The organism is Arenibacter sp. P308M17 (assembly GCF_003426735.1).
Taxonomy (GTDB): Bacteria; Bacteroidota; Bacteroidia; order Flavobacteriales; family Flavobacteriaceae; genus Arenibacter.
Window position 1 is genome coordinate 1 of the sequence record NZ_QVON01000011.1, and the last position, 26015, is coordinate 26015.

Here is a 26015-nt window from a genome sequence, read left to right on the forward strand (position 1 = left end):
ACAATTTAATACTTTTTACCTGAACCGCAAAATAACGGAACGTAAAAATTGACGCCACCCGCGTTAGGCCTGCCCGCCGGAAGGGGGCGCAGCGCCATCCCCCGGAGCAAAGCAAAGGATACAGAACAGCACACGGCCAGACAAAAGGAGGGAACGCCAAACAACTATTCCATATATGTACAAACAAAATCGTTCCTATTATATATTGCCAACTTAAATACTAGATGTTATCTTTGCACACTTATTACGACAAAAAACATGATCAAAATAACTTTACCGGACGGGAGCATTAGGGAATATGCAGAAGGGACTACACCTTTAGGGGTTGCCAAAAGCATAAGCGAAGGTCTGGCACGAAATATAATTTCCGCAAAATTTAATGGGGTCACCGTTGAAACCGCAACACCATTAAAGGAAAACGGATCCCTTATCCTATATAGTTGGAACGACAAGGAAGGAAAAACCGCCTTCTGGCATTCCACCTCCCATGTTGTGGCCCAAGCCCTGGAAGAACTGTACCCCGGTGTAAAACTGACCATAGGGCCGGCCATTGATAACGGATTTTATTATGATGTAGATTTGGCAGAAGGCAGCATTTCCGAAAAGGACTTTCCAGAAATTGAAAAGAAGGCCCTCGAAATTGCTAGGGGAAAACACGATTTTAAGATGCGCTCCGCCACCAAGGCAGAAGCATTGGAACTATACCGATCCCAAGGGAACCAATACAAGGTAGAACTCATAGAAAATCTGGAAGACGGCACCATTACCTTCTGTGACCACGACACCTTCACCGATCTATGCAGGGGAGGACACATCCCCAATACCGGTATCATAAAGGCCATCAAAATATTGAGCGTAGCCGGTGCCTATTGGAGGGGGAACGAAAAAAATAATCAGTTGACCAGGGTTTATGGTATTTCCTTTCCGAAACAGAAAGAACTTACCGAGTACCTGGAACTATTGGAAGAGGCCAAGAAAAGGGACCATAGGAAACTGGGCAAGGAATTGGAACTGTTCACCTTTTCCCAAAAAGTAGGACAAGGCCTCCCCTTATGGCTTCCAAAAGGAGCTGCTTTACGGGAACGCTTGGAGAATTTTTTAAAGAAAGCACAGAAGAAAGCCGGATACGAGATGGTAGTTACCCCACATATAGGACAAAAAGAACTATATGTAACCTCGGGTCATTATGCCAAATACGGGGAAGACAGCTTTCAACCCATAAAGACCCCAAAAGAAGATGAGGAGTTCCTGTTGAAGCCAATGAACTGTCCACATCACTGTGAAATATACAACACCAAGCCATTTAGTTATAGGGAACTTCCGAAAAGATATGCTGAATTCGGAACAGTTTACCGTTATGAACAGAGTGGAGAACTACATGGCCTTACCAGAGTACGTGGCTTTACTCAAGATGATGCCCACATTTTCTGTACCCCTGATCAGTTGGCGGATGAGTTTAAAAACGTTATAGACCTTACCTTATATGTATTGGGATCATTGGGCTTCGGTAATTTTACTGCCCAGGTATCCGTAAGGGATTTGGAGAAACCTGAAAAATATATAGGCTCTGTCGAAAACTGGGAAAAGGCGGAAAACGCCATAATCAATGCCGCCAAAGAAAAAGGGTTGAATTTTGTGATAGAAAGTGGCGAAGCTGCATTTTATGGCCCCAAGTTGGATTTTATGGTAAAGGACGCCCTTGGCAGGAACTGGCAGTTGGGAACCATCCAAGTGGACTACAATCTCCCAGAGCGTTTTGACCTTACCTATAAAGGTAGCGACAATGAACTTCATAGACCGGTTATGATCCATAGGGCACCTTTCGGAAGTATGGAGCGTTTTATAGCCTTATTACTGGAACACACCGGTGGGAATTTTCCACTTTGGCTGATGCCGGAGCAAGCCATAATCCTCCCTGTCAGCGAAAAACATGAAATATATGCCCAAAAAGTTTTAAATTCCTTAGAAAATAACGACATTCGCGCCCTCATTGACAACCGAAACGAAACGGTGGGCAAGAAAATACGTGAAGCAGAAATGAATAAAATTCCATTTATGCTGATCGTAGGGGAGAATGAAGAAAAAGAGGAAACCATTTCCATTAGGAGACACGGTGGCGAAGATTTAGGCGCCATCTCCGTAAAAGCCTTTACCGACTTGGTAATAAATGAAATAAACAGTACCTTAAAGTCGTTTTAAAAATTGCCTCCCCGGGATTAGTTTAAAAAAACGGATCCACCCCTCCCAAGGAGCGGTACAAACGGAAAGAGGTTTAAGAAGTAAATGTTTAACTAAAAAGATTACGTCATAGCAATTAGAAAAAGATTTAGACCCCAACCTAGGAGGGAAAATAAAAACCCCCACAATATTAATGAAAGTATTTCATCGCCCAAGGTTAGGTTGGTTGGCGACAATGTAGAAGTAGGTGTATACAACACCCGCGAAGCCTTGGCGAAAGCAGAGGAACTAGAATTGGATTTAGTAGAAATTTCTCCCAAAGCCGATCCGCCTGTTTGTAAAATTATAGATTACAAGAAATTCCTTTACGAGCAAAAGAAAAGGGAGAAGGTCATGAAGGCGAAAGCCACCAAAGTAATCGTAAAAGAAATAAGGTTTGGTCCACAAACGGATGACCATGATTACGAGTTTAAGAAGAAACACGCAGAAAAATTCTTAAAAGATGGTGCAAAACTAAAGGCTTATGTATTTTTCAAAGGTCGTTCCATTGTTTATAAAGACCAAGGGGAGATATTATTGCTTAAGTTGGCATCCGAATTGGAAGATTTGGGAAAAGTAGAACAAATGCCCAAACTTGAAGGTAAGCGAATGACCATGTTTATTGCCCCAAAAACAAAAAAATAAACCATGGCCACATGGCATTGGTCAGCAAAATAAATGCTAAAATATGTTTTTAGCGTAAAGATAGTAAGCGAGATAAATTAATAAATAGGAAGAAAATGCCTAAACAGAAAACAAAATCCAGTGCCAAAAAGCGATTTAAGCTTACCGGTAGTGGTAAAATTAAAAGAAAGCACGCCTTTAAGAGCCATATTCTAACGAAGAAGTCCAAAAAGCGTAAGCTGGCGTTAACCCACTCTGGACTGGTTCACGAGGCGGATGTTAACAGTATTAAGGAACAATTGCGTTTAAAGTAATCGTTCCAACGGTAATTATTAACCCTGGAGTTGGGCCAAAATATTTGTAATTGTAGATCTAATATTTACGGTTTAAATAAAAAAAGTGTCGATTATCGACCGCCTACTACAAAAAAACAATTAAAATTATGCCAAGATCAGTAAATTCAGTTGCTTCCAGAGCCAGAAGAAAAAAGGTAATGAAGCAGGCCAAAGGATACTTTGGAAGACGTAAAAACGTTTGGACAGTAGCCAAAAACGCGGTTGAAAAAGCAATGTTATATGCTTACAGAGACCGTAGAAACAAGAAAAGAAATTTCCGTTCCCTATGGATTACCCGTATCAATGCAGGTGCCAGATTGCACGGAATGTCCTATTCCCAGTTTATGGGCAAGGTAAAAGCCAACAACATAGAGCTAAACCGTAAGGTATTGGCGGATTTGGCCATGAACCACCCAGAGGCTTTCAAAGCTATTGTGAACAAAGTAAAATAAATTAATAAACTTATCTCGTTTATAAGAACCTGTTCCAAATGGAGCAGGTTTTTTTTATGCGTTGTATCATGCATGTCTTTAGGGAGAAATGGGATTATAGGCCTGATTCAGTGTTTCAAACTTAGAAGGTGATCAAGTGTTATGTTAAGTATGTTTTTCCTTTGAATTCAGGCCTCGACTGCGCTCGACGGGACAATCGATCGTAACTTCGAGACCCAAGAAATGTTATTCTTCAAGCGGATAAATTGACATTATTTCAAAAATTTGATTTTGAAGTATATAACAAATACGATACCGGTAGAGGGATAGTTAAAGGTTTCTGTTATAAATTGGAGGTTTCCAGGTCGTCATTTCGAATGCATATGAGAAACTGAAGGTTCACGAATACACCTAAAATAATATGGCATGAGCTAAATCGCACATCTAGCTCCTGGCCAATGTGACTTCTTGTCGTCCCGAAAAGGGACTCTGTCGAAGTGACTACCGTTGCCAAGTTCATATCATTAATATTGAAATTCTTAATAAAGATGTTAATGGTAGCCTGCCCGTGTCGTTCAGACGAGCGGAGTCGAGAAGTTATTTCTCAATTAAATTAACACTAGATCTGTGCTTTATCTAAAATCATATCTTTTATAGCTACACCCTATATATTATAAAATAGGTAATCCCGTAATTTACATATAAAACCCAATTGCCTAAACCCCGAAATAGCTTACTACCAAATTACGGCCATGGGCATTATTCCTGTGTTCGCACAAATAAATCCCCTGCCAAATTCCCAAATTTAATTTCCCATTGCTAATAGGTATCTGTACGGAAGCCCCCATTAAAGAGGATTTTATATGCGCGGGCATGTCGTCCGAACCTTCATAGTCATGAAGGTAATAGGGTGCATTTTCCGGAACCATAACATTCATATGACTTTCAAAATCGGATCTAACGGTAGCATCCGCATTTTCATTTATGGTCAGGCTGGCAGAAGTATGCTTTATAAACACCTGCAACATGCCCATTTGAATTCTATTTAAATGGGAAAGCTGCTCTAGAATGGTATCCGTAATTAAATGAAACCCTCTTTTATAAGCCTTTAAACGCAACTCTTTCTGATAAAACTGCATAACCATCTGTATTTGAAATTTATTCAAATTTCGATAAATATTAAGAAATGTGAAACTTTATGCAAGAAGGTCTTTAAATAGGGCAATAACAAATACCTTTGCACCTTAAATTAATGGAATGGATTTATCAAAGGTAAAAATGGTGGTCACCGATATGGATGGCACCTTATTGAACTCCAAACATGAAGTAAGTAACAAATTCTTCCAATTGTTCGAAGAATTAAAGAAACGGGACATTAGGTTTGTTGCGGCAAGTGGACGGCAATACAACAGTATAGTGGACAAATTGAATACCATTAAGGACGATATTATAATTGTAGCAGAAAATGGGGCATTTGTTAAAGAGCAGGACCAGGAATTATTGGCTACCCCTTTGAACCAAACCATTATTAAGGATATTATAGAATTATTACGGAATGTTGCGGACATTCATCCTGTGCTATGCGGAAAGAACAATGCCTACATCAATGGAAATTCAGATGAATTCATAAACAAGTTAAGGGAATACTATTCCGAGTTCAGTATCCTAAACGACATTGCCTCCTTTGATGGCGAAGTCTTAAAAATAGCTATTTACCATTTTGAAAGTTCTGAAAAATATATCCTTCCCTTGGTAAATCATTTGGAATCCATATTAAAGGTCAAGGTTTCTGGAGAGCATTGGTTGGATATTTCCCATATGAACGCCAACAAAGGCTATGCCCTACAACATATTCAAGAAAAGTACGGAATTGGCAGACAGGAAACCTTGGTTTTTGGAGATTACAATAACGACTTGGAAATGTTGGCAATGGCCGATCTTAGTTTTGCCATGGCCAATGCCCATCCCAATGTAACCGCGGCGGCAAAATATAGGACAAAGAGCAATGATGAGAGCGGCGTGGAGGATATTTTAGAAAAGTTGCTCAATTCTTAGAAACTGTTTAAATACTACCCATATTTTTGAAATAAATGTAGTTCTATTCTAGTTTCTCTTTTCATTATTCTCACTTGTCTTTTTAGGTCTTTGATTAGCCAAAGCGAAACCGGAAATTAAAACACCCCTTATAGACCAATTAGGCTGTACGGTATCTCCAAAAACAGCGAGAATATGGAATAAGTTGCCTGTCTAAGTAGACTCGGCAAATAGCCCATGGTTCTTTTAAAGGCGGCAGTAAAATGTTGCGGATTGGAATAACCAACCTCATATGCCGCCTGTGCAACGGAAATATGGTCTTCCACAATCCTTTTTTTTGCTTCTTCCATTCGTAAACCCGTAATATACTTATAAACAGTTGTGCCATAGACCTTCTTAAAATCCCTTTTCAGTTTTGTGGCATTGAATCCCGCCAATTCCGCTAAATTCATAATATTGAGTGGCTTTTTTAAATTCTTTCTTATATGTGATTCTACCTTAACCAAGGTTAAATAGTCTGCATCCGGGATTTTGATATTGCTTTCCAAAACTTTTGAGGTATGTTTCCCCAATAAAAAATCGATCAACAAGGCTGTTAGTTTACTTTCCAAATACCTTTGTCTCACCTGGCCCGTATATGGACATTGCAAAATCTCATTAACCTTACTGATCAATAGCTGGGATATAGGCCTACTTTTCTCCCAAAGCATGAAGGGTTTTAAATTGGAAATAGCGCTATGTAGTTTTAAAAATGGTTTTTTTAACTCTGATCGCAATAGGTGCTGCAAATAATCATGCGCAACATATATTTCAAAGATTTTGGATTTTTCATTTAAGAATATATCCTTTCCCTCCATAATCGGCAAATAAAACATATTGCAATAGTTCTCAGGAATATGAATCGAAGTTTCATCCACTATACGCGATTCATAGCTATACCCACCTTCCAATGTGAAATGGAATTTTAAAATGGGACGATCACTTGAAACTCCCACTTCAAATCCGTCAGCCTTAGACATCATTTTATGGAAAAATGGGGAACATGCTACCACTACCCCACCTTCTTTATTATCTGTTTCAACTACATTGTATTGTACCGAATTTTCAATATAGGAATTTTTAAAAAATTCTTCCGTAACAATGTTCCTATACAGATATTGTTCATTGCCCTGCTTTTTAAGCCTCCATTTCATTACTTCCTTTTTCGTATTTAATAGTTCCTTTTGCGTTATTCCTGCCCAAAATCCTAGATTAGTTTTGTAAAGTATTTATTTAGACTAAATCTTAATAGCAAAAATAGCTTTTTTAATAATATGAAAAACATATTTACGGCTTTCTTACTTATATTTTTCTTGTCTGCCATAGGGCAGGAAGCCTTAGGAACAATATCAGGTACGGTAAGTGACGCTACAGGAAAGCCTTTGCCCTATGCAAGTGTTTTGGTAGAAGGCCTAAAACTTGGGGTTCTTACAGACGATTATGGACAATACTACATTGACAAATTATCATCGGGAAAGCACAAGGTAGTGGCTTCCTATATCGGCTACGGTACACGCTCCAACACCTTTGAGATCGGTAAAAACGGAAATAATATTAAAATTAATTTTGCCCTACAGGAAAACATAGAGAATCTGGATGAGGTAACCGTTAACGGCAAGACCAAGGAAACCGAGCTCGAGACCGAGGGCTTTGCCGTAAATGCCGTAACAACAAAGGAAGCCAGTCTAAGAAATATACAGACCAACGAATTGTTAAACACAACGGTTGGTGTAAAAGTTCGTCATAATGGGGGTTTGGGTGCCGATGTTAGTTATAGTTTAAATGGATTATCGGGCAACTCCGTTCGAATTTTTATTGACGGAATCCCCATTTCCACATACGGCTCCTCATTTAACATAAACAGCATACCCCCCTCAATGATCAAGCAAATTGAGGTGTACAAAGGAGTGGTGCCCGGGCATTTGGCAGATGATGCCTTAGGGGGAGCCATTAATATAGTACTTCATAAAGAGGCAAAAACCAATTTAAATGCCTCAGTTTCCTATGGGTCTTTTAACACTTTACAAACCAATGTAAATGGCCTGTACCGTTTTGATAAATCAGGGCTGACCTTAAAGGCATCGCTTTTTCATAATTATTCCGATAATGATTACAAAGTTTCGGGCAGAAGTGTAGTGGTTACGGGCTTGGGAGGCGTGCAGACCCCTATTACCGCCAAAAGGTTCAACGATGCCTATAGATCCACAGGGGGAATGGCACAAATTGGTTATACCGATGTAAAATGGGCAGACCAATTTTTAGTTGGCCTTACCGCTTCCAATGATTATAAAGAAATTCAACATGGGGCCTTTATGACCATCATGCCCTATAAGGGCAGGTTTATGGAGTCGGATGCCATGCTGGCCAACCTGACCTATCAAAAGAAAGATATTTTCACTAAAGGGCTGGATTTAAACGTACACGGCCTGTACGGTAAGCGAAACCGTGCCGTTAACGATACCGTTGCTTGGGCCTACGGTTGGGACGGGGAACGGGCTATTGATTTTAGAGGGGATGAATACCAGTATTCATGGCGGTCCCAACAAGAAGGAGGCCCTACCCTGGCCAAAATCAATAGAAATGTAGCCTCCATAAGAACGGGACTCTCCTATGCTATTAATGACCGGCATAAATTTTTGCTAAACCATGTCTATAGCGGAATCGATAGGGAAGATAGTGATGCCCTGAGGTCCGTATTGGAAAATACATTTAAAGGAACAAGGGATCTGTATAAAAATATATATTCGCTCACCTATCAATTAACAGCTATTGAAGATAGACTAAAAGCGAGTTTATTTGGAAAGTACTATCAACAGAAAACGATAAGTATCGATCCCGCAATTGAGACAGACTCGAATGGAAACAACCAGATAGTGGACGAGGTTGTAAGCAGTAATAAGGAATATGAAGGATATGGGTTTGCGCTTTCCTATGCCCTTCTACCAAACATCACATTATTGACCTCGGCGGAAAAAGCAGTACGCCTGCCCAACGAAACAGAGATATTCGGGAATGATGGCGATAATGTAGTGGCCAATTCCAGTATAGATCCGGAACAGAGCAACAACTACAACCTTGGGTTCAGGCTTGGAACTTTTTCAATCAATAAGCATGATTTTAGTGTTTCGGCCAATTTTTTTACAAGAAATATCAAAGATAGGATCGGTCTGCCTATTGAAACGTCCTTAAATGTGGATGATGAATTAATTCTCTACGTAAATCAAGGAAGCGGAACATCCAAGGGAGTGGACGCGCAATTGGACTATACATACAACAACAATTTTGGACTCAATTTTAATGTTTCCAAATTTGACCTGAACATTGTAAATAGAGGGATAAAAATCGACGTCCCCAACACCCCATTTTTTACTATGAATGCCGGTTTACGCTATTCGCTCCCAAATATAATTCAAAAAAAATCGCACCTAAACCTATTCTACACCATGTACTTTACGGGCGAGTTTTCATACTTGGTCTCCCAAGGTAGAAATACCGTTGGAGATGATTTTTTTAAAGTACCCCAGCAAATGGCACAAGATCTAGGCCTTAGCTATGCCTTCCCGAACAACAGGTTTGTAATGAGTTTTGACATCAAAAATATAATGGACAAGCCGGTATATGACAACTTATCGGTACAAAAACCGGGAAGGGCCTTTTACCTAAAACTGAATTACATAATCCAATAATTTATAACCTTTTAAATTTAACTATAATGAAACGAAGTTTTTTAAATTTTAAAATCTTGACCGCCATTGTTATAACAGTCGGTCTAATGACGGCTTGTAGTAGTGATGATAACGGTGGAAATCCTGATCCGGACCCAGATCCAATTGAAGACACAAGATGGATTACGGTTGCCGCAGCTAAAATGGGGGATAATCCCGGAGACGGAAACGGAGGAACCTTGATTTATGCCCTTAGCAGTGAGGATGCCAAAGACCCTACCAAATCTATTGCACCTTTTCAAAATGGATTTATAGCTCCTTCAAACAGAACTGCAAGATTACAATCTTCGGAAGACGGTAACACCATATTCAATATTAGCTACGCAGGGGATACTGGTGGCAACTATTCGAAATATACGGTAAACGGCGGGCAAGACTTTGCAAAGACCGGTACAGAGGTTAGTATTGCCCCTTATGTAGGCTCTGCCCCCAGATGGATAAAATTATTTGACGGCGATAAAACAGGAGCGGCTGTATATGTATCCACCGAACACGAATTTGACGAAAACGAAAGTTATACCCGTACAAATGCCCTAATTGGTGTGGTTACCTTGGATTTGGTGAATTCTTCAATAAAGGAATTCCATGAGCATAGTGTGGCCTTAAGTGCAGAAGAAGAGGCCAACGGCTATTATATTTCCAGAATAGACATGCCCACTTTAAACGCTGCTGGCAATAAGCTATATATTGGTGCCCGTTTAAGCAAGGTAAATCCAGAAACTGTCGAGAGCGATAATGATTATGAAATTTTAGGTTCCAAAACTATAGTTCTGGATTATCCTTCCCTATTAAACCCAACTGTAATCACTTCTACCGTAGGGCATGGTAATACCAACGGATACCGAAGTATTAATGCCTTCGAATACAACGGAAGTGTTTATCAGGCAAATCAAGGTGATCCACAAGGTTCCCATATTTTAAAAATTGATACGGACAACGAATATGACAATTCCTATGTATTTAACCTGGACGATGCTCTGGGTGAGGAAGATACTTATATTCTAGCCTGGAGACCGGCAGGTAATGGTAAAGCCGTAATAGCCTACCGCCATGCTGGGTCTTTAGAAGGTGTAGCAGGTGCCCAAGGATTTTTTGCCCTTGCCGATTTAAACACTGGGACAGCACAGAAAATTGATGCCATTCCTTATCATGAAGACTTCTACCTGTTCCAATATCAAGGATTTGTAGTAGATGGGTCAGAAATTTATGTAACCCAAGCGCCTGTAGGGCAAAACGGAAACATTTATGTAATAGATACGGAAACAGGGGCAGTAACCAAAGGTGCAGAGTTGGTTAACGTAGAAGGAAGTCACTTTATCGGTGTTTTTTAATCCCAAGAAAGTTATTTCCCAATATGGCCTTGACCCCATGAAGCAGTACGAAAAATAGAAATATTTTTAACAGCAAAGATCTCTCCGGACATTTTCTCTACGGCGGTAGGTCTAAATTTGGGAGACTGGACGGATCCCTTGTATTTGGGCATCCAGTAATTACATAACAGCCATATTTTTTTTAACCGTTATCGGAACCTTGGTTTCGATAATGGTTTTAAATGCTAGAAGGCACAAAATCAAAATCAAAAAAATGAAGACCACTATTTTTAGAAAATTTGCTCTGGTTATTGCAACAGCCGCCATTACTTTTGGCGCAGTAGCGCAAAGAGCTACGGAAATTTCCAGCAATCCCTTTTTGGACAGGGACTATTGGACGGCCCAACCCAGTATAGCCACTATTGAAACGACTCAAAAAGATGGTCATTCGATTACAGCGGCCAATGCCGGCGGATTTGATGCCACTACTTTTGCCATCTTTGGCAATAATCCCGTCAACACCATTCAATATTTGATTTCACAGGGCAATGACGTAAACAAACGTACCCACGATTCCCGCACCTATATATTTTGGGCGGCATCCCGCGGAAACTATGAGGTAGTAAAATTTTTGGTCGAAAACGGCGCCAAACTAGATCTTACGGACTCCCATGGCTATGGCCCCCTTTCCTTTACTGCTGCCTCAGGACAAACGGACACGGCTATTTACGATTATTTAATTGAAAGCGGGGCAGACTTAAACAAAGAAAAGGACCATCATGGGAACAATGCCCTCCTTGTTGCCGCATCCAGGGCCAAGGACCTAAAACTAGTGGATTATTTTATAAGCAAGGGGTTGGATATCAATAGTACGGACGACTCCGGCAACGGTATTTTTCACTATGCCTCACAAGGCGGCAATATGGATATCCTTAAACAATTGGTAGCCCGTGGGATTTCAACAAAAAGAAACGAAACCACCGGTGAAAATGCTATTTTATTTGCCAGTAAAGGCCGGGAAAGCTCCCAGGAGCTCTACACTTATTTGGAAAGTTTAGGTGTTGATGCCAATGTAAAGTCCAAAGATAATATAACTCCCCTGCACCATCTGGCAAGTTCCTCCAAGGACCTCAATATTTTTGATTATTTCTTGGGGAAAGGGGTAGACCCAAATGAGGTGGACACAGAAGGCAATACCGCTTTGATGAATGCCGCAGCAAGAAACCAATTGGAAGTGATTACCTACTTTGCGGAAAAAACGGATAATATAGACCGGGCAGATAAGGACGGGCGCAGAGCGCTAACCTTAGCTATTCAGGGCAATAGCTCCGAGGTGGTATCCTACCTGATCTCAAAAGGTGCCAATGTTGCCCTAAAGGACAAAAATGGGAACAATTTGGCAGCCTATCTTTTTGGCAGCCGCGGCAATCCAATCGATTTTGATGGGAAAGTGGCCCTATTGAAGAATAAGGGCTTTGATTTCAAACAACCACAAGCCGACAATAGCTCTGTTTGGCATTTGGCCGTTTCCAAGAACAACCTTGACCTCCTCAAAAAAGTGAGTGCATTTGGGGCGGATATCAACGCTAAGGACAATAATGGAAATACGCCATTGCACTATGCCGCCATGAAGACCGAAAATGCTGGGATTTTAAAGTATTTGATTGGCAATGGGGCCGACCTTGGGGCCACCACGGAGTTTGGTGAAACCGCCTACGATTTGGCCAGTGAGAACGAGCTACTGATAAAAAACAAGGTTGATCTTCAATTTTTAAACTAATAACTATGCAAAATATATTGATCAAAACCGCCGGAACACTTTTCCTCGTATCTGCCCTTTTGGTATTCTCCTCTTTTGCGAAGGAAGCGGAGGTGAGTTATAAATGTATGATCCAAATGACCAATTATACTGGTGAAAAGGCCTATATTGTTGTTTCATTGATCAATCCTGAAGGGAAATACGAAAAGACGCTTTACATACAGGGAGACGATAAAGAATGGTTTCCAGACCTAAAAAACTGGTGGAAGTTCAGCAATGGCATTGGGGAGAATGTAGATGCCATTTCGGGGTCTACCATTGGAAACGGTGAACGGAATATCATTTCTTTGGGCTTCAACGCTTCCCATATTGATGCGGGTTACAAAGTTCGCTTCGAGTCCGCAGTGGAGAATCAGGAATACTATTCCATAGATGCGGAAATTGAACTAAATTCGGCAACTATTAAGGAAAAAGTGGATGGTAAAGGTTACATCCGTTATATTAGAATGGTACCTAACAGCTAATTTTTATGATCGTATCGGTATGGAGGTATAGCCATTTGCTATTTGCCATTATATCTTCCGTTTTTCTTTTAATTGCATCGGTTACAGGAGTAATTCTGGCTGTGGAACCCATTTCGAATAAAATGGAACCCTACAGGGTGTCCGGGGCAGATGAACTTTCCTTGGCGGAGACCTTGAAGCATATAAATGACAAACACGAAGAAGTATTGTCGGCATCGCGGGACCGAAACGGCTTCGTAAGTATAACGGCCATCGTGGATGGAAAAAATGATGCTTTTTATGTTGATCCATTTACGGGCGAAAAGTTGGGCGATCTTATTCAAAAAAAGCCGTTTTTTCAATTTGCCACCAATCTCCACCGCTCCCTCTTTCTAAAATCCACGGGACGTTTTCTGATAGGATTTGCTTCATTTTTACTAATACTGATATGCATTTCAGGAATAGTGCTCATAGCAAAACGACAAGGGGGGTATAGGCAATTCTTTGCGCCCGTTGTCCGGGAGAACTTTTCCCAATACCACCATGTAGCATACGCCAGGCTTTCACTAATTACACTTCTGGTATTGGCTATCACGGGAGTGTATCTATCCATGCTCCGTTTTGAGATCATACCTGACCCCCAAATTTCACTTCAGGTAGATTTTGATGCCATTCAAGAGGAACCGGTAAAGGATTTTACCGAGTTCGACCTCTTTAAGAATACTCCCTTGGCAGCGCTTAGGGAATTGGAATACCCCTTTTCAGAATTTGTAGAGGATTATTATATGGTGCGCCTTAGGGATAGGGAGTTATATCTCAATCAAGTTACCGGGGAGGTACTTGCCGAAGATAAATACCCAGTTATTAACGTCATATCCTCTTGGGCCACGGTTCTGCATACGGGAGAAGGAAGTATTTTATGGTCTATAGTGCTTGGTCTGGGAAGTTTGTCGATCCCCTTTTTAACCGTAACAGGTTTTATCGTTTATTTCAAAAGACCTAAAACCAAGATTAAAAACCTACATTCCAAAAGTGAAAGTGAATATGTTATTCTGACCGGCACGGAAGGGGGCACCACACTTCAATTTGCCCAGGAATTGCACAAACAGTTGCTATTGGCCGGAAAAAAAACCCATATAGCTTTAATGAACCAATATGCCCATTTTAAAAAAATGGAGCATTTAATAGTTATCACGGCCACTTACGGTCAGGGAGAAGCTCCCTCTACCGCGGACAGGTTCCTCCAGCTCGTTAAAAAAAATGAACAAAAAAAGGTTTTCAATTATAGTGTGGTAGGGTTTGGCTCCACAGCCTATCCCAATTTCTGCCAATTTGCCTACGAGGCCCATAAGGTTTTAAAGTCGGCCAAAAATAGTACTGCCCTGCATGAAGTTTTTACGGTAAACGACCAATCTTTCGAAGCTTTCCATAATTGGTCCAGATCATGGTCGGAAATGGTGGGGCTGGAGGTACATTTGGAGAAACCAAAACTGATTTCCAAACCAAAACCGCCATCCACTTTTATAGTCGTTGATAAAACCGAAAATTCCGATGATGGCACTTTTCTATTGAACCTCTCCAACCAAAATGGATCAACGCCCCGTTCAGGGGATCTATTATCGGTGGTACCGGCAGATGGGGCTCGCGAGCGATTGTATTCCATTGGTAAATTGGATAAAGCTACTTTATTGATCAGTATCCGAAAACATCAAAAAGGCCTATGCTCCAACTATTTGTATCAATTTGAACAAGGTGAAAAACTTTCCGCTACGGTGGTAAGCAATAGAAATTTCCATTTTCCAAAAAATGCCAAAAGAACCATATTGATAGCCACCGGAACCGGTATTGGTCCGTTCTTGGGAATGATACGGGAAAACATCAAAAAGAGGGAAATTTATTTGTACTGGGGAGCTAGGACAAACAACTCCTTCAATCTTTACCAAGATTACATTGAAAGTGCGCTCCAAGAAGGAAAACTGACCCATTTTAAAACAGCATACTCCCGTAATCAACCTGAAAAAATTTATGTGCAGCACTTGGTCCAACGGGATAAGGATGTGTTTTTGGATGTTTTGAAAAATAAGGGCTGCATCATGATATGTGGATCTATAGCCATGCAAAAGGAGGTTTTGCAAGAACTACAGCAACTCTGCAACGAATATCTGGGCAAAGACCTGAGCCATTTCCAAAACCGTAAGCAGATTAAAATGGATTGCTATTGAACCCATTCAATCCAAAGGTTCTCCTATCCTTGGGCCGGGCCATTTCCGATCAAGTCTTTTGTTTCTTTTTCTGGGCGGCAGGAAACAGTACATTGTTTAAAATAAGTCGATAACCGGGAGAATTGGGATGTAGCTCCAATTCTGTCTTGGGATCCCCTACCCTATGCTGATAGTCTTCCGGATCGTGCCCCCCATAAAAGGTAAAGAACCCCTTTCCCTTGATCCCATGTATATAGCGGGCCTCTCCATTAATTTTATTTTCCCCCAAAACCAAAACCGTAGGTTTTATAGACTCCCTATCGAAAGCAGTGGTCTGCCCCATAAATCCCTTCACCAGGGCGGTATGGTTCTGGCATAGCATGGTAGGCACAGGGTCCCATTTTGCCGAGAAATCCATCAAGGAAAAATAATCCGATTCCTTGGGAACATCGCCACGCTTATTAGTCATGTCTATGGAAGAAAACTCATATTGCAGCGGATTGCGTTCCAGTGTAAAATTGGTAAAGGCAAAGGTTTTCCCAAAATCCAATTTTCCCTGATAATTGGCGTCCGATGGGTCCCCATCAAACATGGGTTCGCAAATATCCACGCCGTCCGCGGCCAAGGCTATATCAAAACTATCGGTGGCAGAGCACATAGCAAACATAAACCCTCCCCCAATAACGTAATTTCTTATCTTCAAGGCCACGGCCCGCTTTTCTTCCGAAACTTTATTGAACCCTAATTCTAAGGCCAGGGCTTCTGCCTGCTGTTTCCCTTCTATATACCACGGAGCTGCCCTATAGGCGCCATAAAATTTACCGTATTGTCCTGTAAAATCCTCGTGGTGCAAGTGCAGCCAATCATAAAGCACCAATTTGTCCTCCAGAACTTCCCCATCATAAATTTGATCATAAGGGATTTCGGCATAGGTAAGTGCCATGGTAACTGCATCGTCCCAAGGGGAATTGTCTTTAGGGGAATAAACCGCTATTTTTGGGGCCTTCTCCAAAATTACCACTTCTTGGTTTTGCGAAGGACTTGCAATTTCTTCTAAAATAATCTGGGTCTGGGAATCTGAAACAATCTCAAAGGATACTCCCCTTATCTGACATTCCCTCCGAATGTTTTCCCCATCCGGCAACAAAAAAGATCCGCCCCTATAATTTAAAAGCCACTGTACCTTTTGTTGTTTGGTCAGGACCCAATAGGTGATCCCGTATGCCTTTAAATGGTTTTTCTGACTCTCGGCATCCATAGGAACAAGAATGGAAGTAGCTGAAATTTCCATAATAGAAAAAAGAACAAAGAAAAGGGAGAATAAACACTTCTGCATGTACCTATATCTAATGTGCATATACCCAAAGATACTGGAAAATTGATGCTACGGTTTTGAAAAGGGGTTAAAATTTTAAAAAAACCTTGTTACTTAATGGGATGAAACGGAATATAGGGAAGGGAAAATAGATAGGATGAAAGAAAAAAGATGAAAGATACCTCACAGATATTAAATCCCGACATGAACCCTACCAAAACCAAAATCGTAAACTATAAATATATAAAGACGTACCCCTTTTAAAACGGCACATCGTTATCATCCTGCATGGTGTCATCGTTCATGGAACTGCCAAAGGCCTCGTTGGCATTCGGAAGGTTTTTGGTGATGAAGGGATTATCATCATCGGCGTTCATTTTCGACTGAAATTCAAAAGGGGAATCAAAGTCGTCCAAGTTGTCAAACTTACCCAAATGTCCGAGGAACTTGAGCCGGATATTTTCCAAACCGCCATTTCTATGCTTTGCCACAATAAATTCGGCTTGTCCGGCAGTTGGGGAGCGTTCTTCATCATCCCATTCATCAATCTTATAATATTCCGGTCTATAGATAAAGGAAACAATATCCGCATCCTGTTCAATGGCCCCGGATTCCCTTAAATCCGATAAAATAGGTCGTTTACTACCGCCCCTGGTCTCAACGGCACGTGATAACTGTGACAGGGCTATTACCGGAACGTTCAATTCCTTGGCCAAGGCCTTTAGGTTCCTGGATATAGTAGATATCTCCTGTTCACGGTTACCTCCTTTTTGACTTCCCCCGGCGGTCATCAACTGTAAATAATCAATAATGATCATTTTAATATTATGCTGCGAAGCCAAACGCCTGGCCTTTGCCCTAAGGTCGAATATGGAAAGCGAAGGGGTATCATCAATAAACAATGGTGCAGTCTCCAAGGCCTTTACCTTAACGTTCAACTGTTCCCATTCATGCTTCTCCAATCTTCCTGTCCGTAATTTTTCGGAAGAAAGGCCCGTCTCCGAGGATATCAACCTGGTAATCAATTGCACAGATGACATTTCCAAGGAAAAGAATGCCACCCCAATATTGGAATTTACCGCAATATTTCTGGCCATGGACAGGGTAAGGGCCGTTTTACCCATACCTGGACGGGCGGCAACGATAACCAAGTCACTGGGCTGCCATCCGGAGGTTAATTTGTCCAATTTGTCGAAACCGGATGGAATCCCGCTTAGTCCTTCCTTGCCTGCAATTTCCTCAATTCTCTTCTTTGCCTGTATGACCAAATTCTGGGCCGTTTCCGCGGAACGTTTCAAGTTCCCTTGGGTAACGTCGTACAGTTTGGATTCGGCGTTGTCCAGTAAATCGAACACATCGGTAGCATCCTCATAGGCCTCCTCAATGATTTCATTTGAAATCTTGATAAGACTACGTTGGATAAATTTTTGAAGGATTATACGCGCATGAAACTCAATATGCGCGGAAGAAGCCACCTTTTGGGTTAATTTTATTAGGTAAAAATCGCCTCCGGCACTTTCCAGCCTACCATCTTTCTTCAATTGTGCCGAAACGGTTAATAAATCCACCGGTTCGGAATTTTCGAACAACTTAAAAATGGCCTCGTAGATATATCTATGGGCGTCCTTGTAAAATACTTCAGGATGTAGGATATCTATTACTTCATCCACCCCTTTTTTATCGATCATCATTGCGCCAAGCACAACCTCCTCTAAATCAACAGCTTGAGGAGGAATTTTCCCCTTTTCCAGGCTAATGATGGTCGACTTGTCTATTCGATGACCAATAACGGGGTTCGTTTTTTCCATGAGTGCTAAATTATACAAATAAGAATTAAAAAGGGTTTTGGGATGTTAACAGTTGTTCAACAAAATGCCTGTTGATAAGTTACGAAATTTGTTCATAAGCAAAAAAAAACCGGAGAATTTCGGCTCCAGTTTTTTTAAGCTTGTCAAAAAGGGATATTATCCATTAAATACTCCCATGTTGGCATATTTGTCCATTCGGTTTTTTACCAATTCTTTTGGTGATAACTTTTTCAATTCCTCATAATGCGAAGAAATTTTATTTTTTACGATCTCAAAAGTCTTATCCCTGTTGGTATGTGCACCACCTACCGGTTCACGGACGATCTCGTCTATCAGCTTCATTTTTTTCATGTCGGTTGCCGTAAGCTTTAGGGCCTCTGCCGCAATTTCCTTATACTCCCAACTTCTCCAAAGGATGGAAGAACAAGATTCCGGTGAAATGACGGAGTACCAGGTATTTTCCAACATCAACACCTTATCCCCTACTCCGATACCCAATGCCCCTCCTGAAGCGCCTTCACCAATAATTACTACAATAATGGGAACTTTTAGTCGGGTCATTTCCAAAATATTCCTTGCAATCGCCTCCCCTTGCCCCCTTTCTTCTGCCTCTATACCGGGATATGCCCCCGGTGTATCGATAAGGCACACTACGGGGATACCGAACTTTTCGGCAGACTTCATTAAACGCAATGCTTTTCTATATCCTTCGGGATTGGCCATCCCAAAATTCCGTAATTGTCTTGTTTTGGTATTATAACCTTTCTGCTGACCAACGAACATATAACTCTGATCCCCAATTTTTCCAAGGCCTCCTATCATGGCCTTATCATCCTTCACATTGCGATCTCCATGTAATTCCAGAAAAGTTTCCCCGCAAATGGCCCTAATATAATCTAAGGTGTAAGGTCTATTGGGATGTCTGGATAATTGCACCCTTTGCCATGCAGTGAGGTTCTTATATATTTCCTTTCGGGTCTCAACGAGTTTTTTCTCTATTTGTTTACAGGTTTCAGAAACATCAACTTCACTTTCTTCCCCGATTATCATGCACTTGTCCAATTGCTCTTCCAGCTCCTTAATTGGCAGTTCAAAATCTAAATACTCCATAGGTTTATAGGTTTAGCTCTTTTCAACCAACAAATATAAAACTTTAATGGGAAGCTAACCCATTAGTCGTTTTTTTTAATTTTTTCTATTTTTCAAAACCCATTAATATAAGACGCCATACCAAAGGAAGGGCAACATTGCTGATCAACTTGCCTATGACCGCCCTAAGGCCCGGACAAAAACCATAAACTGTAAACGGTATATAAATGAAGGAATTATCGGCCTAACGTTTGGCATTCTGCAATAAATAAAATGCGATGGCCCCAAACATAACATTGGGAATGACTACTGCCCATAAGGGTGAAAATCCCGATTGCTCCGCGAGGGTCCCAAAAACCTTGTCGAAAAAGATGTAAATAAATGCCACTCCAATACCGAAGGCCAGATTTACCCCCATACCCCCACGCCTCTTTACCGAGGAGACCGCCACGGCAATAATGGTTAGGATATAAGCTGCTATGGGCAGGGACCATCGCTTATACTTTACCAACACATAGCTATTGATATTGGAAGCGCCCTTTTTTCTTTGTGCCTCTATAAATTTGTCCAATTCAAACATATTCTTGGTCTCGGCGATATAGGAAACCGGCGTAAGGTCATCGATCTTAAAATCGAAAATGGTATCCAATCGACGTTTTGTTTCCACCACTTCCCTATTGTTCACCATTTTCCTCTTTTCATAAGAGGTAAGCCGATATACCGTATCCTTTTCTATCCATCGGATGTTGGCAGCGGATATCTTAAAATCCAAGGTGTTTTCTTCATTGAAACGCTCCATGGTGAAGTTATATCCAATTTGCCTGGCCGGGTCAAAACTGCTGACATAGATATAATCCCTTTCGTTCAATTGGTTAAAAATGTTGGTGGTTACCCTATCCTGTTTGCCTTTCTTTAAATACTTAAACTTAAATTCGTTGTACCCCACACTTGCCGGCGGCACAATAAACATGTTCATTAAGAACATGATTACAGCTATGATGGATGCGCCAATGAGATAAGGTCTCAAAAAACGTCCATAAGACACCCCAGAACTTAATATGGCAACAATTTCCGTATTGTTGGCCAATTTAGAGGTAAAGAAGATGACGGAAAGGAAAAGGAATATTGGGAATAACAGGTTTCCGATTACCAATGTAAAATTCCAGTAATACATTACGATCTCCGAAAGAGGAACCTCATTATCGATCATTTTTCCGATCTGCTCTGCCAAATTAGCCATTATCCCAATGGGGATAAATAACAACAGCATCACAAAAAATGTTGCCAGATAACGCTTAAGTATATATTTATCTATTATGGTCAGCACCTAGAGTCTTTTATCCATTTGTTTTACCATTACCGATTTCCATTCATGGAAATCCCCTGCTAAAATATGTCTTCTTGCCTCACGAACCAACCACAAATAAAACCCTAGATTGTGAATGGTCGCAATCTGCTTCCCCAAATATTCATTGGCGGCGAACAAATGCCTCAGGTAGGCTTTGGAGTATTCCAGGTCTACAAAAGTGGTTCCCATTTCGTCCAAAGGGGAAAAATCGTCTTCCCACTTCTTGTTTTTTATATTGATAGTACCATGTGCTGTAAACAACATACCGTTTCTAGCATTTCTGGTAGGCATCACACAATCGAACATATCTATGCCCAGAGCAATATTCTCTAAAATATTGATGGGGGTACCCACACCCATTAAATATCTCGGTTTGTCCTCAGGTAATATTTCACAGACCACTTCCGTCATGGCATACATTTCCTCCGCAGGCTCGCCTACGGAAAGTCCCCCAATGGCGTTGCCCTCTGCCCCTACTCCCGCAATATATTCGGCAGATTGCCTTCTAAGATCCTTATAAGTAGACCCTTGAACAATTGGAAAAAAGGTTTGTCTGTAATCGTAGGCAAGGGGAGTTTTTTCCAAGTGCCTCATACAGCGTTCCAACCACCTATGCGTCATGTGCATGGATCTCTTCGCGTAGTTATAATCGCATGGGTATGGCGTACATTCATCAAAGGCCATGATGATATCGGCACCTATGACACGCTGAATTTCCATAACATTCTCTGGAGTGAACACATGATAGGAACCATCAATGTGCGACTTAAACCTAACCCCTTCTTCCTTTATTTTTCTATTATCGGATAAAGAATAGACTTGGTATCCACCACTATCCGTCAAGATATTGCGGTCCCAATTCATAAACTTATGTAGGCCACCGGCCTGTTTAAGTATTTCGGTCTTGGGCCTTAAATATAAATGGTAGGTATTCCCCAAAATAATATCGGGATTTATCTCCTCCTTCAATTCCCGTTGATGTACCCCTTTTACGGAAGCCACCGTACCTACAGGCATAAAAATGGGAGTTTCGATCTTTCCGTGGTCCGTAATAAGTTCTGCCGCCCTAGCTTTTGTCCTGGTATCCGAATGTTGTAAGGTAAATTTCAAAAAAGTCTATTTAAAGTCGCAAATATAGTCAACTCAAAGCCATTAAAACCTTAACAAAAAAATAAAGTTCCATAGGGTCCGTGCAATAGTTGATAAAATATTATAAATCCTACTTGTGTACCCAAAAGATTGCCATTACTTTTGAAAAGTTTAAAAAATATAGAAAAAATGCCAAAACTTCAAGAATTACAAGATTTGACCGTTCAGGTTCGCAGGGACATTCTAAGAATGGTTCATAAGGTAAACTCTGGGCATCCAGGAGGTTCATTGGGCTGTACCGAATTTTTTGTTGCCCTTTACAATGAGATCATGGAGCTTAAGGACGGATTTAATATGGACGGAAACGGGGAAGATCTTTTCTTTTTGTCCAATGGCCACATTTCCCCTGTTTTCTACAGTGTTCTGGCAAGAAAAGGTTACTTTACAATTGATGAACTAAACACCTTTAGGTTGATAGATTCCCGATTACAAGGGCACCCCACCACCCATGAAGGTTTGCCGGGTGTACGTATTGCATCGGGCTCCTTGGGACAGGGCATGTCCGTGGCCTTGGGGGCGGCACAGGCCAAAAAACTCAACAAGGACTCCAAACTGGTCTATACCCTTCACGGCGATGGCGAGTTACAAGAGGGCCAGAACTGGGAAGCCATTATGTATGCCGCCGGCAAGAAAGTAGACAATATTATTGCTACCATAGATTATAATGGCCAACAGATAGATGGGGCTACGGAAGATGTACTTCCCATGGGAGACCTTAAAATGAAATTTGAAGCTTTTGGATGGGACGTGATGGACATCCTGGAAGGAAATGATCTGGAAGCCATTCTAAAAGGCATGAAGGAGGCCAAGGACAGGACCGGAAAAGGAAAACCGGTATGCGTCCTATTACATACTATTATGGGACATGGGGTAGATTTTATGATGTATACCCATGCTTGGCACGGGAAGGCTCCCAATGATGAGCAATTGGCTACCGCTTTGGCGCAGAACCCTGAAACCTTAGGGGATTATTAATCCACAACCTTTTCCAAAAAATAAAAAAACGTATGAAATGAACATAAACTTTTTTAAGCATACCATACTGATATGATTAAAATAAGTTTTTGCGAAACCGAAAGGTTCGCGAACACAGAAAAAAACTAATATATGGTGAGTAAAACGAAGTGGTTACATCTGTTTATAAATTTTGTAATTATTTGTTTTTTAACCAATTATAAAATTTTAAACAGATGAAAAAATATATAGATCAAGGTAAGAACGACACAAGAAGTGGCTTTGGTGCAGGACTGGCCGAATTGGGTAGAACCAACCCAAATGTAGTGGCCTTGTGCGCTGATTTGGTAGGCTCCCTTAAAATGGAGAAATTTATAGAGGAAAATCCGGAACGTTTCTTCCAAATTGGTATCGCCGAAGCTAATATGATGGGCATTGCCGCCGGACTAACCATAGGTGGAAAAATACCCTTTACCGGAACCTTTGCCAACTTTTCCACCGGCAGGGTCTATGATCAAATTAGACAGTCCATTGCCTATTCCGATAAGAACGTTAAGATCTGTGCCTCCCATGCCGGGGTTACCTTGGGCGAAGACGGTGCTACGCACCAAATATTGGAAGATCTGGGCCTGATGAAGATGCTGCCTGGAATGACCGTAATCAATACGTGCGACTACAATCAGACAAAGGCGGCCACCATCGCCATTGCGGAATATCACGGCCCTGTTTATCTAAGGTTTGGCCGACCAAAAGTGGCTAATTTTACCCCGGTGGACCAAAAATTCGAAATAGGCAAAGCCGTTATGCTCAATGAAGGTACCGATGTAACCATAGTAGCCACAGGCCACTTGGTATGGGAAGCATTGATAGCAGCCGAAAATTTGGAAAAGCAGGGCATATCGGCCGAAGTTATAAACATACACACCATTAAGCCGCTGGACGGGGATGCGGTGTTAAAGTCTGTTAAAAAAACAGGCTGTATAGTTACTGCGGAAGAGCACAATTATTTGGGCGGACTAGGGGAAAGTATCTCCGGATTCCTTGCTACCACGCGCCCTACGCCACAGGAGTTTGTTGCCACCAAGGACACCTTTGGCGAAAGTGGCACGCCAGAGCAATTAATGGATAAATATGGATTGAACAATAAAGCTATTGAGAATGCCGTTTTGAGTGTGTTAAAAAGAAAGTAATCAGATTCCCAGTAGGGAGATGAGGATTCTTAACATGGAAAATGGAGAAAACTATGGAACAGAACTCAAATAAACTGCTAAGGCTACCCAACGGCAACAAAGGTAGATCTTAGCGGTTTTTTTGTGCCGTACCCGTTCATCCTTTCGTGTCAAGATAATTTCTATTTAGGTTAACCAAGTAAGGACATTGTGTTTAATATTACACAATGTATTCTAATTTTAAAAGAACACATTATGATGAAAAAAACAGTTTTATTAGCAGTTATTGCCCTAATGGGCATTAGTGTACAAGCGCAAAAAGGTTCGGGATTCGGTATTAAGGGCGGCCTAAACTATGGCGCCAATGGGGATTATTTTGAATCTGCCGGAAATGCGTACGAAGATCCCAAGAGCAACGTAGGTTTTCACCTGGGTATCTTTGGGCAGATAGGGGAAAAAATATACCTACGCCCCGAATTGGTATACACCAAAACAAAATCGGACTATGAAAACAATAGTCTGGACATGAGCAAATTGGATCTTCCGGTGCTATTGGGTATCAATATCATTGGACCACTGAATGTTTTTGCAGGACCCTCATTTCAGTATATTTTGAATACGGATTATGACGACATCACCATTGGCGATGTTGAAAACGACTTTACTGTTGGCCTCAATATTGGCGCAGGGGTTTCTTTTGGCAATTTTGGGCTGGACCTAAGATACGAGAGGGGCTTTAGCGAAAACGAAGTAACCATTATAGACGGAACCTTCTCCAATGATAGGATAGACACAAGGCCGGATCAATTGATCTTGAGTGCTTCCTTGAAACTTTAAAAAAATAGCACATACTAAAAATGCCCTCGCAATTTGTGGAGGGCATTTTTTTTATTTTACCTACCTCACCCGGAACTGCAAAAAAAGCAGTTCCGACCTCTCCAAAGGAGAGGTAAACCCGTCCGTACCGGCATACGGGCGGATTAAAAACCCTGCCTACCGAGACATAGTTGTCCAAGAAATTTTTAGATCAATCACTTATTATCTATCCTTGTCCAAATAATCGGGAACACCATCGTTATTGGTATCTCCCAATTCGTCTTTGGTAAGGATCCCGTCCCCATCGTCATCGGTGTCCAAATAATTTGGAATACCATCCTCATCCGTATCATCATTAAATAGATTACCATCCCCATCCAAATCTTCAAGAATAGTACTAACCCCATCCTGATCATGATCGGCAGTATTGGTGGCCAATAGGTTTACTTCAAACATTAAGGGCGCATAGGTGGCCCCAGGGGCGCTTCCGCTAAAATAAGCAATACCTGAGGGCATAAATATTAAGCCTACCCCGCTTCCGGTTACGGTGAAAGTACCATCCCCATTTTCAATAATATCACCGCCCGATTTAAATTTAGGGATTCCTTCCTTGAATCCTTTAATTACTCCAGAATTACCTGTAACCCCGGATCCTTGCATATCAAACCACACCGGAGTGCCCAGTCTACTGTCGAAAACACTTCCATCCAAACGCATTCCCTGATAATTTAGATAAACGGAATCTACAGGCGTAGGATTGGTTCCCTCACCCTCCCGTGCAACTATATAATACAACGTGTGCTCAATATCTACTTCCTCGGCATCCAATCCCAAATCACTGGAAGATACCTTTATCACCTGTGTCAAGGCATCTTCGAACAGGGATTTCTTATCTGCATTGGCACCAGCTATGGTATCTATCCTTATCCTTAGATCAAAACCCTCATCTATAGGCTCCACAAAATCTTCATAGTTATAAAAATGGGTCTTTAAATACGCCTGAATTTCGGCATCATTTTCAACAATTACTTCACTTAGCAATCTTGGGGGTACTACATCTATATCATTGCCATCATCCTTTTTACAGGACCATAAAGTCAAAAAAATTAAAGCAAGTACAAGAAATCTCTTTATGTTCATCAGTTTATTTTTAGTATCTTTTAATTACAGGATGCCACCTAATGATTAT

General features: G+C 41.2%; 21 protein-coding genes. 13 read left to right on the plus strand and 8 right to left on the minus strand.

Going from position 1 to position 26015, the window contains the following annotated elements; all coding sequences use genetic code 11:
* The first annotated feature begins 258 nt into the window (after positions 1-258).
* The 4 genes from thrS to rplT all read left to right on the plus strand — a co-directional run bounded on the left by thrS (position 259) and on the right by rplT (position 3628).
* The gene (gene thrS / locus D0S24_RS19685) at positions 259-2199 is read left to right on the plus strand and encodes a threonine--tRNA ligase (protein WP_117021616.1); all 1941 of its coding nucleotides are present in this window, start codon (positions 259-261) and stop codon (positions 2197-2199) included.
* 108 nt (positions 2200-2307) lie between these two features.
* Positions 2308-2862, plus strand: coding sequence for a translation initiation factor IF-3 (gene infC, locus D0S24_RS19690; RefSeq protein ID WP_117021554.1), 555 nt, complete (start codon positions 2308-2310; stop codon positions 2860-2862).
* A 95-nt stretch (positions 2863-2957) separates the two neighbouring features.
* A complete protein-coding gene (rpmI, locus tag D0S24_RS19695; RefSeq protein WP_031444751.1) occupies positions 2958-3155 on the plus strand; it encodes a 50S ribosomal protein L35 in 198 nt (65 codons plus the stop codon).
* A gap of 128 nt (positions 3156-3283) precedes the next feature.
* On the plus strand, positions 3284-3628 hold the full coding sequence (rplT, locus tag D0S24_RS19700) for a 50S ribosomal protein L20 (RefSeq protein ID WP_031444752.1): 345 nt from the start codon (positions 3284-3286) through the stop codon (positions 3626-3628).
* A 695-nt stretch (positions 3629-4323) separates the two neighbouring features.
* On the opposite strand, the gene D0S24_RS19705 is transcribed toward rplT, so the two are convergent.
* The gene (locus D0S24_RS19705; protein WP_117021617.1) at positions 4324-4746 is read right to left on the minus strand and encodes a secondary thiamine-phosphate synthase enzyme YjbQ; all 423 of its coding nucleotides are present in this window, start codon (positions 4744-4746) and stop codon (positions 4324-4326) included.
* Between the two features lie 118 nt (positions 4747-4864).
* Here D0S24_RS19705 and D0S24_RS19710 point away from each other — a divergent pair, with 118 nt between their 5' ends.
* Positions 4865-5662 carry an HAD family hydrolase gene (locus D0S24_RS19710; protein ID WP_117021555.1) on the plus strand — a complete coding sequence of 266 codons (798 nt, stop codon included), beginning with the start codon at positions 4865-4867 and terminating at the stop codon, positions 5660-5662.
* A gap of 128 nt (positions 5663-5790) precedes the next feature.
* On the opposite strand, the gene D0S24_RS19715 is transcribed toward D0S24_RS19710, so the two are convergent.
* Complete coding sequence (locus D0S24_RS19715) at positions 5791-6834, minus strand: AraC family transcriptional regulator (RefSeq protein ID WP_117021556.1); 1044 nt, start codon at positions 6832-6834, stop codon at positions 5791-5793.
* Between the two features lie 120 nt (positions 6835-6954).
* Between D0S24_RS19715 and D0S24_RS19720 the strand changes: the two genes are divergently transcribed.
* The 5 genes from D0S24_RS19720 (at position 6955) to D0S24_RS19740 (ending at position 15199) form a co-directional block, all read left to right on the plus strand.
* Complete coding sequence (locus tag D0S24_RS19720) at positions 6955-9366, plus strand: TonB-dependent receptor (protein ID WP_117021557.1); 2412 nt, start codon at positions 6955-6957, stop codon at positions 9364-9366.
* A 26-nt stretch (positions 9367-9392) separates the two neighbouring features.
* Positions 9393-10736, plus strand: coding sequence for a hypothetical protein (locus tag D0S24_RS19725; protein ID WP_117021558.1), 1344 nt, complete (start codon positions 9393-9395; stop codon positions 10734-10736).
* Positions 10737-10989: 253 nt separating this feature from the next.
* Complete coding sequence (locus D0S24_RS19730; protein WP_181938148.1) at positions 10990-12495, plus strand: ankyrin repeat domain-containing protein; 1506 nt, start codon at positions 10990-10992, stop codon at positions 12493-12495.
* A gap of 5 nt (positions 12496-12500) precedes the next feature.
* Positions 12501-12998: a DUF2271 domain-containing protein gene (locus D0S24_RS19735; RefSeq protein WP_117021560.1), complete on the plus strand. Its 498-nt coding sequence runs from the start codon at positions 12501-12503 to the stop codon at positions 12996-12998.
* A 5-nt stretch (positions 12999-13003) separates the two neighbouring features.
* The gene (locus D0S24_RS19740) at positions 13004-15199 is read left to right on the plus strand and encodes a PepSY domain-containing protein (protein ID WP_117021561.1); all 2196 of its coding nucleotides are present in this window, start codon (positions 13004-13006) and stop codon (positions 15197-15199) included.
* 49 nt (positions 15200-15248) lie between these two features.
* Here the strand turns inward: D0S24_RS19740 and D0S24_RS19745 are convergent, their stop codons facing one another.
* The 5 genes from D0S24_RS19745 to tgt form a co-directional block, all read right to left on the minus strand.
* Positions 15249-16514, minus strand: a complete 1266-nt coding sequence (locus tag D0S24_RS19745; RefSeq protein ID WP_117021562.1) for an asparagine synthetase B — start codon at positions 16512-16514, stop codon at positions 15249-15251.
* 239 nt (positions 16515-16753) lie between these two features.
* Positions 16754-18301, minus strand: coding sequence for a replicative DNA helicase (dnaB, locus tag D0S24_RS19750; RefSeq protein ID WP_117021563.1), 1548 nt, complete (start codon positions 18299-18301; stop codon positions 16754-16756).
* 156 nt (positions 18302-18457) lie between these two features.
* Entirely contained in the window at positions 18458-19411 is a 954-nt protein-coding gene (locus D0S24_RS19755) for an acetyl-CoA carboxylase carboxyltransferase subunit alpha (RefSeq protein ID WP_117021564.1), read from the minus strand.
* Between the two features lie 223 nt (positions 19412-19634).
* Positions 19635-20714, minus strand: a complete 1080-nt coding sequence (locus D0S24_RS19760) for an LptF/LptG family permease (protein ID WP_117021618.1) — start codon at positions 20712-20714, stop codon at positions 19635-19637.
* Positions 20715-20717: 3 nt separating this feature from the next.
* On the minus strand, positions 20718-21848 hold the full coding sequence (gene tgt, locus D0S24_RS19765; RefSeq protein ID WP_117021565.1) for a tRNA guanosine(34) transglycosylase Tgt: 1131 nt from the start codon (positions 21846-21848) through the stop codon (positions 20718-20720).
* Positions 21849-22007: 159 nt separating this feature from the next.
* Between tgt and D0S24_RS19770 the strand changes: the two genes are divergently transcribed.
* The 3 genes from D0S24_RS19770 (at position 22008) to D0S24_RS19780 (ending at position 24847) form a co-directional block, all read left to right on the plus strand.
* Positions 22008-22862, plus strand: coding sequence for a transketolase (locus D0S24_RS19770; protein ID WP_258922844.1), 855 nt, complete (start codon positions 22008-22010; stop codon positions 22860-22862).
* Positions 22863-23077: 215 nt separating this feature from the next.
* Entirely contained in the window at positions 23078-24031 is a 954-nt protein-coding gene (locus D0S24_RS19775; protein WP_117021567.1) for a transketolase family protein, read from the plus strand.
* Between the two features lie 237 nt (positions 24032-24268).
* Positions 24269-24847 carry a porin family protein gene (locus D0S24_RS19780; protein WP_117021568.1) on the plus strand — a complete coding sequence of 193 codons (579 nt, stop codon included), beginning with the start codon at positions 24269-24271 and terminating at the stop codon, positions 24845-24847.
* A gap of 201 nt (positions 24848-25048) precedes the next feature.
* Here the strand turns inward: D0S24_RS19780 and D0S24_RS19785 are convergent, their stop codons facing one another.
* A complete protein-coding gene (locus tag D0S24_RS19785) occupies positions 25049-25966 on the minus strand; it encodes an FKBP-type peptidyl-prolyl cis-trans isomerase (RefSeq protein WP_117021569.1) in 918 nt (305 codons plus the stop codon).
* Positions 25967-26015: the final 49 nt, after the last annotated feature.

Coding starts and splice junctions, on each gene's coding strand:
- D0S24_RS19780 (WP_117021568.1), top strand. CDS start 24,269: ATGAAAAAAACAGTTTTATTAGCAGTTATTGCCCTAATGGGCATTAGT.
- D0S24_RS19755 (WP_117021564.1), bottom strand. CDS start 19,411: ATGGAGTATTTAGATTTTGAACTGCCAATTAAGGAGCTGGAAGAGCAA.
- rplT (WP_031444752.1), top strand. CDS start 3,284: ATGCCAAGATCAGTAAATTCAGTTGCTTCCAGAGCCAGAAGAAAAAAG.
- D0S24_RS19745 (WP_117021562.1), bottom strand. CDS start 16,514: ATGCAGAAGTGTTTATTCTCCCTTTTCTTTGTTCTTTTTTCTATTATG.
- D0S24_RS19730 (WP_181938148.1), top strand. CDS start 10,990: ATGAAGACCACTATTTTTAGAAAATTTGCTCTGGTTATTGCAACAGCC.
- D0S24_RS19715 (WP_117021556.1), bottom strand. CDS start 6,834: ATGAAATGGAGGCTTAAAAAGCAGGGCAATGAACAATATCTGTATAGG.
- D0S24_RS19720 (WP_117021557.1), top strand. CDS start 6,955: ATGAAAAACATATTTACGGCTTTCTTACTTATATTTTTCTTGTCTGCC.
- D0S24_RS19735 (WP_117021560.1), top strand. CDS start 12,501: ATGCAAAATATATTGATCAAAACCGCCGGAACACTTTTCCTCGTATCT.
- D0S24_RS19705 (WP_117021617.1), bottom strand. CDS start 4,746: ATGCAGTTTTATCAGAAAGAGTTGCGTTTAAAGGCTTATAAAAGAGGG.
- D0S24_RS19740 (WP_117021561.1), top strand. CDS start 13,004: ATGATCGTATCGGTATGGAGGTATAGCCATTTGCTATTTGCCATTATA.
- D0S24_RS19785 (WP_117021569.1), bottom strand. CDS start 25,966: ATGAACATAAAGAGATTTCTTGTACTTGCTTTAATTTTTTTGACTTTA.
- rpmI (WP_031444751.1), top strand. CDS start 2,958: ATGCCTAAACAGAAAACAAAATCCAGTGCCAAAAAGCGATTTAAGCTT.
- D0S24_RS19710 (WP_117021555.1), top strand. CDS start 4,865: ATGGATTTATCAAAGGTAAAAATGGTGGTCACCGATATGGATGGCACC.
- D0S24_RS19775 (WP_117021567.1), top strand. CDS start 23,078: ATGAAAAAATATATAGATCAAGGTAAGAACGACACAAGAAGTGGCTTT.
- D0S24_RS19725 (WP_117021558.1), top strand. CDS start 9,393: ATGAAACGAAGTTTTTTAAATTTTAAAATCTTGACCGCCATTGTTATA.
- dnaB (WP_117021563.1), bottom strand. CDS start 18,301: ATGGAAAAAACGAACCCCGTTATTGGTCATCGAATAGACAAGTCGACC.
- thrS (WP_117021616.1), top strand. CDS start 259: ATGATCAAAATAACTTTACCGGACGGGAGCATTAGGGAATATGCAGAA.